Annotated in this window: 14 protein-coding genes; 3 read left to right on the top strand and 11 right to left on the bottom strand. The window is 63.4% G+C overall.

Annotated features, from left to right (window positions below; genetic code table 11):
- Positions 1 to 91 precede the first annotated feature (91 nt).
- The 3 genes from MHY87_RS10540 to MHY87_RS10530 all read left to right on the top strand — a co-directional run bounded on the left by MHY87_RS10540 (position 92) and on the right by MHY87_RS10530 (position 4,181).
- The gene (locus tag MHY87_RS10540) at positions 92 to 2,842 is read left to right on the top strand and encodes a [protein-PII] uridylyltransferase (protein ID WP_239351611.1); all 2,751 of its coding nucleotides are present in this window, start codon (positions 92 to 94) and stop codon (positions 2,840 to 2,842) included.
- Between the two features lie 64 nt (positions 2,843 to 2,906).
- Positions 2,907 to 3,527, top strand: coding sequence for a nucleotide exchange factor GrpE (gene grpE / locus MHY87_RS10535; RefSeq protein WP_239351609.1), 621 nt, complete (start codon positions 2,907 to 2,909; stop codon positions 3,525 to 3,527).
- A 15-nt stretch (positions 3,528 to 3,542) separates the two neighbouring features.
- Positions 3,543 to 4,181 carry a trimeric intracellular cation channel family protein gene (locus MHY87_RS10530; RefSeq protein WP_239351607.1) on the top strand — a complete coding sequence of 213 codons (639 nt, stop codon included), beginning with the start codon at positions 3,543 to 3,545 and terminating at the stop codon, positions 4,179 to 4,181.
- Positions 4,182 to 4,186: 5 nt separating this feature from the next.
- Here MHY87_RS10530 and MHY87_RS10525 read toward each other — a convergent pair whose 3' ends face one another.
- The 11 genes from MHY87_RS10525 to dnaK all read right to left on the bottom strand — a co-directional run bounded on the left by MHY87_RS10525 (position 4,187) and on the right by dnaK (position 13,711).
- Entirely contained in the window at positions 4,187 to 5,125 is a 939-nt protein-coding gene (locus MHY87_RS10525; protein WP_239351605.1) for a hypothetical protein, read from the bottom strand.
- Between the two features lie 29 nt (positions 5,126 to 5,154).
- Positions 5,155 to 5,775: an alpha-ketoglutarate-dependent dioxygenase AlkB gene (locus MHY87_RS10520; protein ID WP_239351603.1), complete on the bottom strand. Its 621-nt coding sequence runs from the start codon at positions 5,773 to 5,775 to the stop codon at positions 5,155 to 5,157.
- Between the two features lie 245 nt (positions 5,776 to 6,020).
- The gene (locus tag MHY87_RS10515) at positions 6,021 to 6,641 is read right to left on the bottom strand and encodes a 2,3-bisphosphoglycerate-dependent phosphoglycerate mutase (protein WP_239351602.1); all 621 of its coding nucleotides are present in this window, start codon (positions 6,639 to 6,641) and stop codon (positions 6,021 to 6,023) included.
- A gap of 32 nt (positions 6,642 to 6,673) precedes the next feature.
- A complete protein-coding gene (gene dapB, locus MHY87_RS10510; RefSeq protein WP_239352258.1) occupies positions 6,674 to 7,480 on the bottom strand; it encodes a 4-hydroxy-tetrahydrodipicolinate reductase in 807 nt (268 codons plus the stop codon).
- 76 nt (positions 7,481 to 7,556) lie between these two features.
- Positions 7,557 to 7,862: a DUF1330 domain-containing protein gene (locus MHY87_RS10505; protein ID WP_239351601.1), complete on the bottom strand. Its 306-nt coding sequence runs from the start codon at positions 7,860 to 7,862 to the stop codon at positions 7,557 to 7,559.
- Positions 7,862 to 8,152, bottom strand: a complete 291-nt coding sequence (locus MHY87_RS10500) for a DUF1330 domain-containing protein (protein WP_239351600.1) — start codon at positions 8,150 to 8,152, stop codon at positions 7,862 to 7,864. Before MHY87_RS10500 ends, MHY87_RS10505 begins: the two co-directional genes overlap by 1 nt.
- An 80-nt stretch (positions 8,153 to 8,232) precedes the next feature.
- Positions 8,233 to 9,021, bottom strand: a complete 789-nt coding sequence (gene blaOXA / locus MHY87_RS10495; protein ID WP_370644914.1) for a class D beta-lactamase — start codon at positions 9,019 to 9,021, stop codon at positions 8,233 to 8,235.
- A 32-nt stretch (positions 9,022 to 9,053) separates the two neighbouring features.
- Positions 9,054 to 9,788, bottom strand: a complete 735-nt coding sequence (pyrF, locus tag MHY87_RS10490; RefSeq protein ID WP_239351598.1) for an orotidine-5'-phosphate decarboxylase — start codon at positions 9,786 to 9,788, stop codon at positions 9,054 to 9,056.
- Positions 9,785 to 10,408 carry a phospholipid methyltransferase gene (locus tag MHY87_RS10485; RefSeq protein ID WP_239351597.1) on the bottom strand — a complete coding sequence of 208 codons (624 nt, stop codon included), beginning with the start codon at positions 10,406 to 10,408 and terminating at the stop codon, positions 9,785 to 9,787. The genes pyrF and MHY87_RS10485 overlap by 4 nt, the downstream gene beginning before the upstream one ends.
- A gap of 66 nt (positions 10,409 to 10,474) precedes the next feature.
- Positions 10,475 to 11,617: a molecular chaperone DnaJ gene (gene dnaJ / locus MHY87_RS10480; protein ID WP_239351596.1), complete on the bottom strand. Its 1,143-nt coding sequence runs from the start codon at positions 11,615 to 11,617 to the stop codon at positions 10,475 to 10,477.
- A 177-nt stretch (positions 11,618 to 11,794) separates the two neighbouring features.
- Entirely contained in the window at positions 11,795 to 13,711 is a 1,917-nt protein-coding gene (gene dnaK, locus MHY87_RS10475; protein WP_239351595.1) for a molecular chaperone DnaK, read from the bottom strand.
- Positions 13,712 to 13,733: the final 22 nt, after the last annotated feature.

The raw sequence follows: 13,733 nt of genomic DNA, 5'->3' as shown, positions 1-13,733 counted from the left end.
TCTATCCGTCTTAACGGATAAGTCCAGTCCACCCTTGGGGGGATGGAACGGGAGTGATAAGCCAGAACCCGTATCCGATAATGGTTGTTCCATGCCGCTTGAAAATCCCGATACGATCCTGAAGGCCTTAGGTGCTAAGCCGATCCGCGATGCGGGGGAGTTGCGGGCAAAGCTCGTGCCGGCTCTCAAACTCTACCTGGAGGAAGGAAGAGCCAAGGCGGAGCAGCAGCTTCTGGATACGCAGGACGGCCTCGTCTGCGCCAGATACCTCTCCACCCACATGGATGACCTCGTGCGCTTGGTGCACGACGCGGTGGTGAAACATCTCTATCCGGCTGAGAACCCCTCCTTGGGCGAGCGCATCGCCGTGGTAGCGACGGGCGGCTACGGACGCGGGACGCTCGCGCCCGGATCGGACGTCGATCTGCTTTTCCTTCTTCCCTACAAGCAGACCGCCTGGAGCGAGAGCGTCGTCGAGGCGATGCTCTATGTGCTGTGGGATCTCAAGCTGAAGGTCGGCCATGCCACCCGCTCGGTGGAGGATTGCATGCGCGAGGCTGCTGCGGACATGACGATCCGCACCTCGCTTCTCGAAGCGCGCTTCCTCTTCGGCGACCGCGCGCTCTTCGACGATCTCGTGCAGCGCTTCGACAGGGAAATCGTTGCAATCTCGCCCACTGAATTCGTGGATGCGAAGTTGAAGGAGCGCGATGCGCGGGTGGTGAAGGCGGGTGCGTCGCGCTATCTTGTCGAGCCGAATGTGAAGGACGGCAAGGGCGGGCTTCGCGATCTCAACACGCTCTTCTGGATCGGCAAATACGTTTATCAGGTGAAGAAGCCGAAGGAGCTGGTGAAGGCGGGCCTCTTTACGCCGGAGGAGTTCAAGCTCTTTCAGCGCTGCGATGAATTCCTGTGGCGCGTGCGATGCCACATGCACTTCGCGACGGGGCGCGCGGAGGAACGTCTGACTTTCGACCTGCAGCGCGTCATCGCCGAACGCATTGGCTTCGTGCCGCGCGGCGGCCTGTCGGCGGTCGAGCGCTTCATGAAGGCCTACTTTCTCATCGCTAAGGATGTGGGCGATCTCACCGCAATCGTCTGCGCGGAGCTCGAAGCGCGCCAGACGAAGAAGCGGCCGATGCTGGATCGCGTGCTCGGCCGCTTTCGCCGACGTCGCGGCGGGGCCATCGCGGGCGATGATTTCATCATCGACAACAACCGCATCAACGTGAAGAGCGAAGAGGCCTTCGCGAACGATCCCGTCAATCTCATTCGCCTTTTCTGGCTGGCAGACCGGCACAATCTCGCGATTCATCCCGATGCGACGCGCTTGTCCACGCGCTCTCTCAAACTCATCGGGCAGAACCTGCGCGTCGATGCGGAGGCGAACCGGCTCTTCCTCGACATCATCACCTCGAAGAACGCTCCTGAGGTGGTGCTGCGGCGCATGAACGAGGCGGGCGTGATCGGGCGCTTCATTCCCGATTTCGGGCGCATCGTCGCGATGATGCAGTTCAACATGTATCACCACTACACGGTGGATGAGCATCTCATCCGCTCCATCGGCGTGCTGACGGAGGTCGAGGCCGGACAGCTCGGCAACGAGCATCCGCTCGCCAACCAGATATTTCCTACGATCCAGAACCGGCGCGCTCTTTATGTCGCCGTGCTCCTGCACGACATCGCCAAGGGCCGCCCGGAAGATCATTCAACCGCAGGCGCCAGGATCGCCCGCAAGCTTGGGCCACGTTTCGGGCTCACCGATGCCGAGACGGATACGGTGGCCTGGCTCGTCGAGCACCATCTCCTCATGTCCAACACGGCGCAGAGCCGCGACCTGTCGGACCCTGCGACCATCAAGAGCTTCGCGGATGTGGTGCAGACCATGGAGCGCCTGAAGCTTCTTCTCGTGCTTACCGTCGCCGACATCAGGGCCGTTGGCCCAGGTACGTGGACCGGCTGGAAAGGTCAGCTGCTGCGCACGCTCTATTACGAAACAGAAATGCTGCTCGGCGGCGGCGCGGCCGATGTGGCGCGCTCGGATCGCGTGCGCTTCGCTCAAGATGAGCTGCGCAGGGCGCTGCCCGATTGGTCGGACAAAGAGTTCGAAGAATATGCGACCCGCCACACGCCCGCCTATTGGCTCAAGACGGACGAAGAGCGCCGCGTGAAGCAGGCGCATTTCGTGCACGATGCCGACAAGGCGGGCCGCACGGTGACGACATCCTACGAGACGGATCACTTCAGAGGCGTGACCGAATTCACCGTCCTCTCGCCCGATCATCCGCGCCTGCTCGCCATCGTCACCGGTGCCTGCGCGGCGGCGGGCGGCAACATCGTGGACGCGCAGATCTTCACGACGACGGACGGCATGGCGCTCGACACTATCGTGCTCTCACGCGCTTTCGACAGGGACGAGGATGAGCTGCGCCGCGCGGAACGTGTCGCCAAGGCCATCGAGCGGGCGCTGAAAGGCGAGGTGAAGATCGCGGATCTCGTGGAGAGCAAGAAGCCGTCGAAATCGTCCTCGAAGGCATTCCATGTGCCAACCGAGGTCAATATCGACAATTCCCTCTCGAGCCGTCAGACCGTCATCGAGATCTCCGGCCTCGACCGGCCGGGCCTGCTCTACGATCTCACCACGGCTTTGGGGAAGCTCAACCTCAACATCGCCTCTGCCCACATCGTGACTTTCGGCGAAAAGGCGGTGGACGTGTTCTATGTGACGGACCTGACGGGCACCAAGGTGACCCATGCGGGCCGCCAGGCCACGATCAGGCGGACCCTGCTCGATGTGTTCAAGACCGACGAAGCTGAACAGTCACAGCGGCGAAGCGCTTGATTTGTGAGCGTTTCGACCTGATATGTGCCCCTGACCCTTTCATTCTCCATCTCAGTGGATCGATATGAACCCGAACGATACGGAAAACCAGAACAGCAATCCCCAGGCCGAGGCCGCAAACGGCGCCGATACCCAGGCTGCCGCTGAGACTCAGGCCGATCCGGTGGCCGTTCTCGAAGCCGAGAAGGCCGATCTGAAGGACAAGCTCTTGCGTCTCATGGCCGACATGGAGAATCTCCGCCGCCGCACCGAGCGCGAGGTGGCCGACGCCCGCACCTATGCGGTCGCCAATTTCGCCCGCGACATGCTGAACGTGGCCGATAACGTGCGCCGCGCCATCGAGAGCGTGCCGGAGGAGGCTAAGGCCGCCGCCGAGGGTGCCTTCAAGGGCCTTATCGACGGCATCGACCTCACCGAGCGCGACCTCCTCAAGACTCTCGAGCGCCACGGCGTGAAGCAGCTCGATCCGCAGGGCCAGAAGTTCGATCCGAACGTGCATCAGGCCATGTTCGAGGTGCCGAACCCTGACGTGCCGAACGGAACGGTGGTGCAGGTGGTCCAGTCCGGTTTCGTCATTGGCGAGCGGGTGCTGCGCCCGGCCCTCGTCGGCGTCTCCAAGGGCGGCCCCAAGGCTCCCGCCAATGGCTCGGGCGAAGCTGCCGACAATCCGTCTTCCGCTTCCTAAGCCTCTACCTTCGAAGTGGACTTCTACCAATACATCCCCTTCGAGGCCATCGGCGTCGCCGTCTTCGCGCTCACGGGCGCACTGATGGCGGCCCGCAAGGGCATGGACCCGTTCGGCTTCGCCCTCCTCGCCACGCTCACGGGCGTGGGCGGAGGAACCGTACGGGATCTGCTCATCGGTATCCGGCCCGTTTTCTGGGTCGGAGATCCCAGAGACGTTCTCGTCTGCGTGATCGTGGCCGAACTCGTCTTCGCCCTCGGCCCCAAACGGGTGGCTGCCCTCGAAGCCGGACGGCGTGGTGGCCGCGTACTTGTCTGGGCCGATGCCTTAGGGATGGCTCTTTTCGCCGTGACCGGCACGGCAAAGGCCCTGGCTGCGGGCGTTCCCGCCCTGTCGGCCATCGCGCTCGGCACCGTCACGGCCACTTTCGGCGGCATCATCCGGGATATTTTCGCAGGGATCACCCCGCTCGTCCTGCGCCAGGAAATCTATGTCACGGCGGCAGCCTTGGGGGCGGCCGTCAGCGTGACGCTGCAGGTGATCGGCACTCCGGTTTTCCTGAGCGCAGCAGTGGGCTTTGCCGCTGCCTTTGGCCTGAGGGCGCTCGCCATTCTGCGCGGCTGGTCGCTTCCGGCCTTTCCGAGCCGCGACTAGCCCGGTTAAAAAGGCGTCTCGATGCCGTCTGCGATGGCTCGGAAGCGCGGGAGATTCTGGTCCCGCTGTTCTTCCCGCGTCAAGCCGACCATCCGGACGAAGCGGTTGCCGTCAAAGCGGATGGACTGCATCACCACGATGGGCTGACCCGACTCGGCTTCCACCGCCTTGGCCACGATCTCGTGCCAATCCTGTCCCTTCAGGCGGAAGGATTCCGAGCGCTCGATCCGAATCTCCTTGAGCACCCGGTTGGCATAGAGGGCTGCCTGCGCGAATTGCTTGCGCTGCTCGCCGGGAGGCGGCGCAGGCTGGAGGGAGGCTGCCAGGATCATCACCGGCTGCTCCATGCCCTTGATCGTATCCTTCGGCCCATCCGTGTACAGCACGGAATTGCCGGCCATCACGCGCACCGGCCTGAAACCGGCCTTCTCTCCGACCTGGAAGGGCAGGGCGGAGAGCTGCTCTTCCAGGGAGACGTCCTGGCGCACGGTCACGCTCGTCAAGGCATCGCGGATCTGAGCGTCGCTGTAGCCGTCCTGACCGCCGAATACCTGCGCCACCACGAGGCCGGTCACTTTCTCGTCCTTGATCAGAAGAAGCCATTTGCGCCCGGCCTCGGGCTTCGTCATCGCGCCACTCACGAGAATGCCGGATCTGGAGCCGAGCTTCACATTCTCACGGGATTTCACCTCCAGCCCCTGCTTCTTGAGCACATCCTTGGTGAGACCGGAGGAGAGCTGGTTATAGGCCTCGGCCGGCATCTCCGCGAAGGTAATCACTGCGGCGCGTTCCTCATTCTCGAAGCCGCTGAAGCGCTTGGACAGGCTCATCTCCTGCGGCGGCACCAAGCCGATGCGCGAGGCAGGCGGAAAGACGGGCTCGGCGGCAAGAGCGGCCTGGATGGACAGGATGAAGCCGAAGGCAGCAGCGGACAGAGCTTTCATGGATGGCTCCTCGATGAATTCTTTAAAGGCTAAAGCGGCTTCTCTACCTTGCGCAAGGTGAGATTGAGGCGCCCGGCATGCGACAGCAGGTCCGAGCTATGGGGGATCAGCCGGTCGATTCCGTGATAAATCAGGCGGGCCGGGCCGCCGAACACGATGGCGTCGCCGGATTTCAGCCGGATGGAGCGGGTCGGGTCCTTCCGCTCCAGCCCGCCATAGCGGAACAAGGCGGTATCGCCCAAGGACAGGGAAACGACCGGCGCCTCGAATTCCTCCTCGTCCTTGTCCTGGTGCAGGCCCATGCGGGCCTCAAGATCGTAGTAGTTGACCAGGCAGGCATCGGGCGGATGCGGATAGCCGCTCAATTCATTCCAGGCTTGCAGCGCTTGGCTCGGAATCGCCGGCCAAGGCTCGCCCGTCTCGGGATGGGTCGGCTGATAGCGATAGCCGTCGAGGTCGGACACCCAGCCGAGCCGCCCGCAATTCGTCATGCGCACCGAGAAGGGTTTTCCCGTGCGCGGCATGCGTGGGGTGAAGAGAGGCGCGGTCCGCGTGATCTCGCGCAGGGACTGCAGAAGCTGTTCCTGGGCCTGACGGTCCAGATAATCCGGATAATAGGTGAGGCCGGGTGCGAGAGTGATGGCGGACATAGCCCTATCTGACACCTGCTGTCGTCGAATGTCATCATCGGCCCGCCGATGATTTCTCTTCTGGAGCGCTCTGTCCTCATCCTGAGGAGGCGCGCAGCGCCGTCTCGAAGGAGGTTCCAGTGTTCTCCGGACACTCCTTCGAGACGCAGACTACGTCTGCTCCTCAGGATGAGGACAGAGAGTGGTCCAAAAGAAAATGGCCGGGACGAGCCCGGCCATGATGCGCACCTCGAAGAGAGAAGGTCTTATCCCTCCAGCACCTTCTTACTGGCGACGGTGGTATCGTCGTTGAGGTGATAGACCAGCGGGATGCCGGTCGCGAGCTCGAGGCCCGGGATCGTCTCGGAGGTCAGGCCGTCGAGCACCATCACAAGGGCGCGCAGCGAATTGCCGTGGGCTGCCACCAGCACGCGCTCGCCGCGCATCACGCGGGGCAGAATCTCGCGGATGTAATAGGGCAGCACGCGGGCCACCGTGTCCTTCAGGCTCTCGCCGCCGGGAGGGGGCACGTCGTAGGAGCGGCGCCACACATGCACTTGGTCCTCGCCCCAGCGGGCGCGGGCGTCATCCTTGTTGAGGCCGGAGAGATCGCCGTAATCGCGCTCGTTGAGAGCTTGATCCGCGATGGTCTTGAGATTGGGCTGGCCGATCTCTTCCAGGATCAGCTTGCAGGTGCGCTGAGCGCGCGAGAGGTCCGAGGTGTAGGCCACGTCGAACTGCACGCCCATCTCTTTCAGGCGGCGGCCGGCGGCGCGCGCCTCCTCGATGCCGAGATCGGTGAGCCCTGGGTCCTTCCAGCCGGTGAACAGGTTTTTCAGGTTCCATTCGCTCTGACCGTGGCGGGCAAGCACAAGAAGGCGATCCATGTCTTTAGCGTCTCCGTAGTCGTAAAGGTTGTTTAGAGGTCGTTGAGGCCGAGCACGTCGGCCATGGTGTAATAGCCAGGCTTCTTGTCGAAGCCCCAGAGCGCGGCTCTCACCGCGCCGCGTGCGAAGATGCCGCGATCCTCGGCGCGATGCCCGAGTTCGAGGCGCTCGCCCTGGCCGGCGAAGATCACCGAATGCTCGCCGACGACAGAGCCGCCGCGCAGGGTCGCGAAACCGATATCGCCGGGAACGCGTGCGCCGGTATGCCCATCGCGGCTGCGCACGGAGCGGTCTTTCAGGGAAATCTTGCGGCCTTCCGCCGCCGCCTCGCCGAGCAGCAAGGCGGTGCCGGAGGGCGCGTCCACCTTCATGCGGTGGTGCATTTCGAGAACCTCGATGTCGAAGTCCTCGCCCAGCGTTGCAGCTACCTTGCGTACGAGGCCCGCGAGCAGGTTCACGCCGAGCGACATGTTGCCGGACTGCACGATGCGGGCATGGCGCGCCGCCGCTTCGAGCTTGGTGAAATCCTCTTCCGCCAAGCCGGTGGTGCCGATCACGTGCACGATGCGGGCCTGGGCGGCGAGAGCTGCGAAGGCGACTGTTCCGGCAGGAGAGGTGAAGTCGAGAACGCCGTCGGCCTTGGCGAAGATCGGCAGGGGATCGTCCGTCACGCTCACGCCGAGCGGGGGAAGGCCCGCGAGAGAGCCCGCATCCTGCCCGAGCGCGGTCGAACCTTCGCGCTCGATGGCGCCCACGAGGCGGCAGCCGCCACTTTCCGCTACGGCCTTGATGAGCATGCGCCCCATGCGTCCGGCCGCCCCGACCATGACAAGTCGCATTTCGCTCATGCTCGATCTCCTGTTTGCCTGCTCAAGGCATATAGCGGCCTTGTGCCCTGCTGAGAAGCGAAGGGTTTTAACCCGGCTGCGGGCCCTCATAGCCCTCGATGATGATGATGTCGGCCACCGCATGGCCGTCGCGCTGGGCTTTGGCCGCCTGGTATTCAGGCGAATCCCAGCAGGCCTGGGCTGCTTCGTAGGAGGGGAACTCGATCACCACGTTGCGGGCGCGCGCTTCGCCTTCCGCCACGCGATAGCTGCCGCCGCGCACTAGGAACTTCGCGCCGAACTTGGCGAACGGCACCGCATTGGCCTTCACGTAGTTCTGGTAGGCATCCGGGTTCGAGACATCGACCCGGCCGATCCAATATGCCTTCGCCATTATTCCGCTCCTTCCACGAGAACGAATTCTGCCACGCAGGCGCCGTCGCGCTTGGCCTTGGCCGCCTGATATTCGGGCGAGTTGTAATAGGTGCGCGCCTGCTCGACCGAGTCGAACTCGATCACCACGTTGCGGGCGCGGGCCTCACCCTCCAGCGCCTCATAAGCACCGCCGCGCACTAATGGCCGTCCGCCGTACTGCTTGATCGCAGCCGTCGCGCCCTTGGCGTATTCGGCATAGGCCTCCGGATTGGTGACGGTAACGCGGGCGATGACGTAGCCTTTGGGCATGGAGGGCTCCTCTTTGATGGGGGGTGCAGCGAACGCCAGTGAAGCCGCGCCGTCAAGGGCCGGCGACACTCATGGGCAGATCATGGTTTGAGCAGGGCGGGAAGCTCGGCGAGCAAGGCATCGCGTGCGCGAAAGCTCGCTATGGAGTTTTCCTTGCGCTCATCGCGGATCAGGCGGGCGAACAGAACCTTGCGCTCGCCTTTCTGCGCCCATCCCACGAACCAGCCGAATTGCCGCGTGCGGTCGAAGGCGCCGTTCGGCAACGGCTGAAATCCGGTGCCGGTCTTGCCGTAGACCGTCCAGCCGTCGGGCAGGAGGAAGAGCGGCATGATCGCAACCGTCATGTCGAAGGCCTTCGTCGAGACCGGCAGCTCGCGGTTGAGGAACCTGCGCAGGAAGTCGATCTGCTCGACGGGGGAAATCTGCAGCGACGAGGCGCTCAGCCATGCGCGGGAGAGGCCGTTGTTCCTGCCCTTGTCGCCGCTGGCGTCGCGATTGCCGTAGTCGAATGCGTCGACATAGCCCGCGAAGCGCTTCGGTCCCAGTTCACCGGTCAGGACGATGGAGTACCAAAGAACGGAATCCTTCAGCCACGAACGCGGCGTCGTGGTTTTCTTCCACGCCTCGTTCCAGCTCTTGTATTCGGGCTTGTAGCGCCAAGCCGGTTCATCTTCGCCTTTGAGGATGCCCGCATCGAAACCCATGACGCTCAAGGGTATCTTGAAGGTGGAGGCAGGGCTGTTGCGGCGATCGCAATCGCCCTCTTGCTTCAGGACGCGGCCCGTGTCGAATTCCATGACGAGCGTGCAGGTATCGGCAAAAGCCTGACCGCTGACGAAGAGAAGGGCGCACAGCAGCGCCAATCGCATGATGCGCATCGGGATGCTCCGGAGGGAAGAGATCAGGCCGCAGCGATTTCGCTGACGATGGCCTCCGCAACGGCGCGCGGGTCGGCAGCTTTCACGATGGGGCGGCCGACGACCAGGTGATTGGCACCGAGGCGAATGCCTTCAGCAGGTGTGACGACGCGCTTCTGATCGCCCGCATCCGTGCCCGCGGGGCGAATGCCGGGCGTCACGATGAGGCGGTTGCGCCCGACGATGCCGCGCACGCGTTGCGCTTCCGTGGCGGCGCAGACGATGCCGTCGATGCCGATGTCGCGGGCCTGCTCTGCGCGCTTGGCGACGAGGTCCGCCGCAGCGATGGGCGCATAGCCTGCATCGATGAGATCGCTGTCGTCATAGGAGGTGAGCACGGTGACGGCGAGGATCTTGAGGTCCGATCCTGCTTTGCCCGCAACGGCGGCGCGCATGGTCTGCGGATAGGCGTGCACGGTGAGGAAGGTCATGCCCATGCGCGCAATCGAGCGCACGCCTTCTTCCACCGTGTTGCCGATGTCGTGGAGCTTGAGATCGAGAAAGACCTTTTTGCCCTGGCCGATCAGCTCGCGCGCGAATTCGAGGCCGCCTGCGTAACCCAGCTGATAGCCAATCTTGTAGAAGGTGCCCGCATCGCCGATGCGCGATACGATGGAGCGCGCTTCCTCGACGCTTGGAACGTCGAGACCGATGATGAGCCTGTCACGGATGTCTCCCCCTGAAGCGGGATTCGGGATGAGAGACAAACCGTTGCTCATGGATGATCGGCCTTGTTGTAAACCCAGACGCGGGCAGGGGGGAGGTTGCGCCAGATGCGGTTGGACGCTCTGGTTCTGTAATCTTCCGAGCGTGACGGAATTGGCGGCACGACGGCATAGGTGAACTGGATGAAGGGCGCGTTCGGCTGCATCAGCGTCTGAGCCGCCTCCAGCAGGTCCAGGCGCTGGTCCATGGGCTTGGTGAAGAGCGGCAGGCTCGACACGGTGGCGGCCGCGGGCTCCTTCAGGATGCCGGACAGGGTTTCATGCAGGTCGTAGGCATCGCCCTGAATGATCGTCGCCTTCGGAAAACGGCGCTTCAGCAGCTGGCAGAATTCGGGGTTGAACTCGACGAGGATCAGCCGCTCCTGCTCCACCCCGCGCCGGATCAGCGCGTCGGTCACCGGGCCGGTGCCGGGGCCCAGCTCGATGACGGGTCCCGGGATGCGGGGATCGACGTAGGACGCCATGGTCCGCGCCAGGGCCTTGCCGGAAGGGGTGATCGCGCCGATGGCCAAGGGACGTTCCAGCCAGGAACGGAGAAACCGCGCCTCGTCCTGAAAGCGATCTTTCTTGATAGGGATTTTCCGGGTCGTAGGCCGTTGGAACGACTGAAGCACTGGGAAGACCCCTCAAGCGGGCGGATTACAAAGGCTGTTTAAAGCTCAAAGGAAACGACCGTCAAGCTAAGTTGATCCGCTGAAACCATCGAGAAACTCCCGGAAACGCGAGAAAAAGCCCGAGCTTTCCGGGTGATTTTCCTTCGAGCATTCCTTGTCGAACTCTTCCAGCAGCTCGCGCTGGCGCTTGGTGAGCTTCTGTGGGGTTTCCACAACAACCTGGATGTAGAGGTCGCCCACGTCGCGGGAGCGCAGCACCGGCATGCCCTTGCCCTTCAGGCGGAATTGCTTGCCGGTCTGAGTGCCTTCGGGAACCTTCACGAGCGCCTCGGAGCCGCTGAGTGTCGGCACATTGAACTCGCCGCCGATGGCCGCCGTCACCAGGGAGATCGGCACGCGGCAGAACAGGTCTGCGCCGTCGCGCTGGAAGAACGGATGGGGTTTCAGCGAGAGGAAGATGTAGAGATCGCCCGCAGGCCCGCCGCGCAGGCCTGCTTCGCCTTCGCCGGCCAAGCGGATGCGCGTGCCATCCTCTACGCCCGCCGGAATGTTGACTGAGAGCGTGCGCTCGCGCGTCACGCGGCCCGCGCCGCCGCAGGAGCCGCAGGGGTCGTCGATTACCTCGCCGCGCCCATGGCAGTTCGGGCAGGTGCGCTCGATGGAGAAGAAGCCCTGTGTCGCCCGCACGCGGCCTGCGCCCGCGCAGGTGGGGCAGGTCTTGGGCTTGGAGCCCGGCTTCGCGCCGGAGCCCGAGCAGGCTTCGCAGGTGATGGAGGTGGGAATCTTCAGCTCGGCGGTCTTGCCGTGGAAGGCCTCGTCGAGGGTGATCTCGAGATTGTAGCGCATGTCCGCGCCGCGCTCGCGACCGGTCGTGTTCCGGCCACGGCCTCGTCCGCCCGCATCGCCGAAGAAATTCTCGAAGATGTCCGACATGAAGTCGGAGAAATCGCCGTTGAAGCCGCCCCCGCCCGCGCCGCCGCCATTGGCGAAGGCCGCATGGCCGTAGCGGTCATAGGCCGCGCGCTTCTGGCCATCGGAGAGGGTCTGATAGGCCTCGTTGAGTTCCTTGAACTTGACTTCCGCCTCGTGGTCGCCCGGGTTGCGGTCCGGATGATATTGCATCGCGAGCTTGCGGAAAGCGGACTTCATCTCCGCCTCAGACGCGGTCTTCGCGACGCCGAGAACCTCGTAGTAATCGCGCTTGGACATTTCAGGCGCCCCTCGGAGCGACAACTCGCTCCGTCATGCTGCCGACCAGACCCTGGCGCTTGAATGCATCATGTTGATTGGTCGGTTGATCGGTCATTGTTGTTTCAAACCATTTCACGAAAACGGCACCCGGCCATGAAACCGGGTGCCGAACTCGTCAGAACGCACGCATCGTTTTTAGGCGCGCTTCTTCTTGTCTTCGTCGTCGACTTCCTGGAAGTCGGCGTCGATGACGTCGTCCTTCTTAGGCTCTTCGCCTTCACCCTGCTCGCCGCCTTCGCCTGCATTGGCTTGAGCTGCGTACATGGCTTCGCCGAGTTTCATAGAAGCCTGCATCAGGTCCGTGGTGCGGGCCTTGATGACTTCCGGATCCTCGCCGGCAAGCGCCTGCTTGAGCGCGTCGATGGCAGTCGTGATGCCCTGCTTGTCGGACTCGGAGACCTTGTCGCCGTACTCGGTGAGCGACTTCTCCGTGGCGTGAACAAGGCTCTCGCCTTGGTTCTTCGCCTCGACGAGTTCGCGGCGCTTCTTGTCTTCCTCGGCGTGAGCCTCGGCGTCCTTCACCATCTTCTCGATGTCGGCATCCGACAGACCGCCGGAAGCCTGGATGCGGATCTGGTGCTCCTTAGCCGTGGCTTTGTCCTTCGCCGTGACGTTCACGATGCCGTTCGCGTCGATGTCGAAAGTCACCTCGATCTGCGGCACGCCGCGCGGAGCCGGCGGAATGCCCATGAGGTCGAACTGGCCGAGCAGCTTGTTGTCCGCCGCCATTTCGCGCTCGCCCTGGAAGACGCGGATGGTCACCGCGTTCTGGTTGTCTTCCGCGGTCGAGAAGACCTGGCTCTTCTTCGTCGGGATCGTGGTGTTGCGCTCGATCAGGCGGGTGAACACGCCGCCGAGCGTCTCGATGCCGAGGGAGAGCGGGGTCACGTCGAGAAGCAGAACGTCCTTCACGTCACCCTGGAGCACGCCCGCCTGGATCGCGGCACCGATGGCCACCACCTCATCCGGGTTCACGCCCTTGTGGGGCTCCTTACCGAAGAACTGCTTCACCACTTCCTGGATCTTCGGCATGCGGGTCATGCCGCCGACCAAGACAACCTCGTCGATGTCGCCGGGGTTGATGCCGGCGTCCTTGAGGGCCTTGCGGCAGGGCTCGATGGTCTTCTGCACGAGGTCGTCCACGAGCTGCTCGAACTTGGCGCGCGAGAGCTTGAGGGCGAGGTGCTTCGGACCGGAGGCATCTGCCGTGATGTAGGGCAGGTTGATTTCGGTCTGCGAGGCCGAGGACAGCTCGATCTTCGCCTTCTCGGCAGCTTCCTTCAGGCGCTGAAGGGCGAGCTTGTCCTTGGTCAGGTCGATGCCCTGCTCCTTCTTGAACTCGGCCGCGAGGTATTCGACGAGACGCATGTCGAAGTCTTCACCGCCGAGGAAGGTGTCGCCGTTGGTGGACTTCACCTCGAACACGCCGTCGCCGATCTCGAGCACGGACACGTCGAAGGTGCCGCCGCCGAGGTCATAGACCGCGATCATGCCGGTCTGCTTCTTGTCCAGGCCATAGGCCAGGGCGGCCGCAGTCGGCTCGTTGATGATGCGCAGGACCTCAAGGCCGGCGATCTTGCCCGCGTCCTTGGTGGCCTGACGCTGGGCGTCGTTGAAGTAGGCGGGAACCGTGATGACAGCCTGCGTCACCGGCTGGCCGAGATGGGCCTCCGCGGTTTCCTTCATCTTCTGAAGCGTGAATGCGGAGATCTGCGACGGCGAATAGGTCTTGCCGTCGGCCTCGACCCAGGCGTCGTTATTTCCGCCCTTCACGATGTGATACGGAACGAGACCCATGTCCTTCTTGGTCATGGGGTCTTCGAAGGTGCGCCCGATCAGGCGCTTGATGGCGAAGAACGTGCGCGACGGATTCGTGACCGCCTGGCGCTTGGCCGGCTGGCCGACGAGGCGCTCGCCTTCGTCCGTGAAGGCCACGATGGACGGAGTCGTCCGGGTGCCTTCCGAGTTTTCGATAACTTTGGGCGTCGTGCCTTCCATGACAGCGACGCAGGAATTGGTAGTGCCGAGGTCGATACCGATGACCTTACCCATGGCGGGATCCCTCACTTTCAAG

It is taken from the genome of Microvirga sp. ACRRW, assembly GCF_022346925.1.
In the GTDB taxonomy this organism is placed as follows: Bacteria; Pseudomonadota; Alphaproteobacteria; order Rhizobiales; family Beijerinckiaceae; genus Microvirga.
The sequence above is the reverse complement of the archived record's forward strand: the minus strand, read 5'-3'. Positions and strand labels throughout refer to the sequence as shown.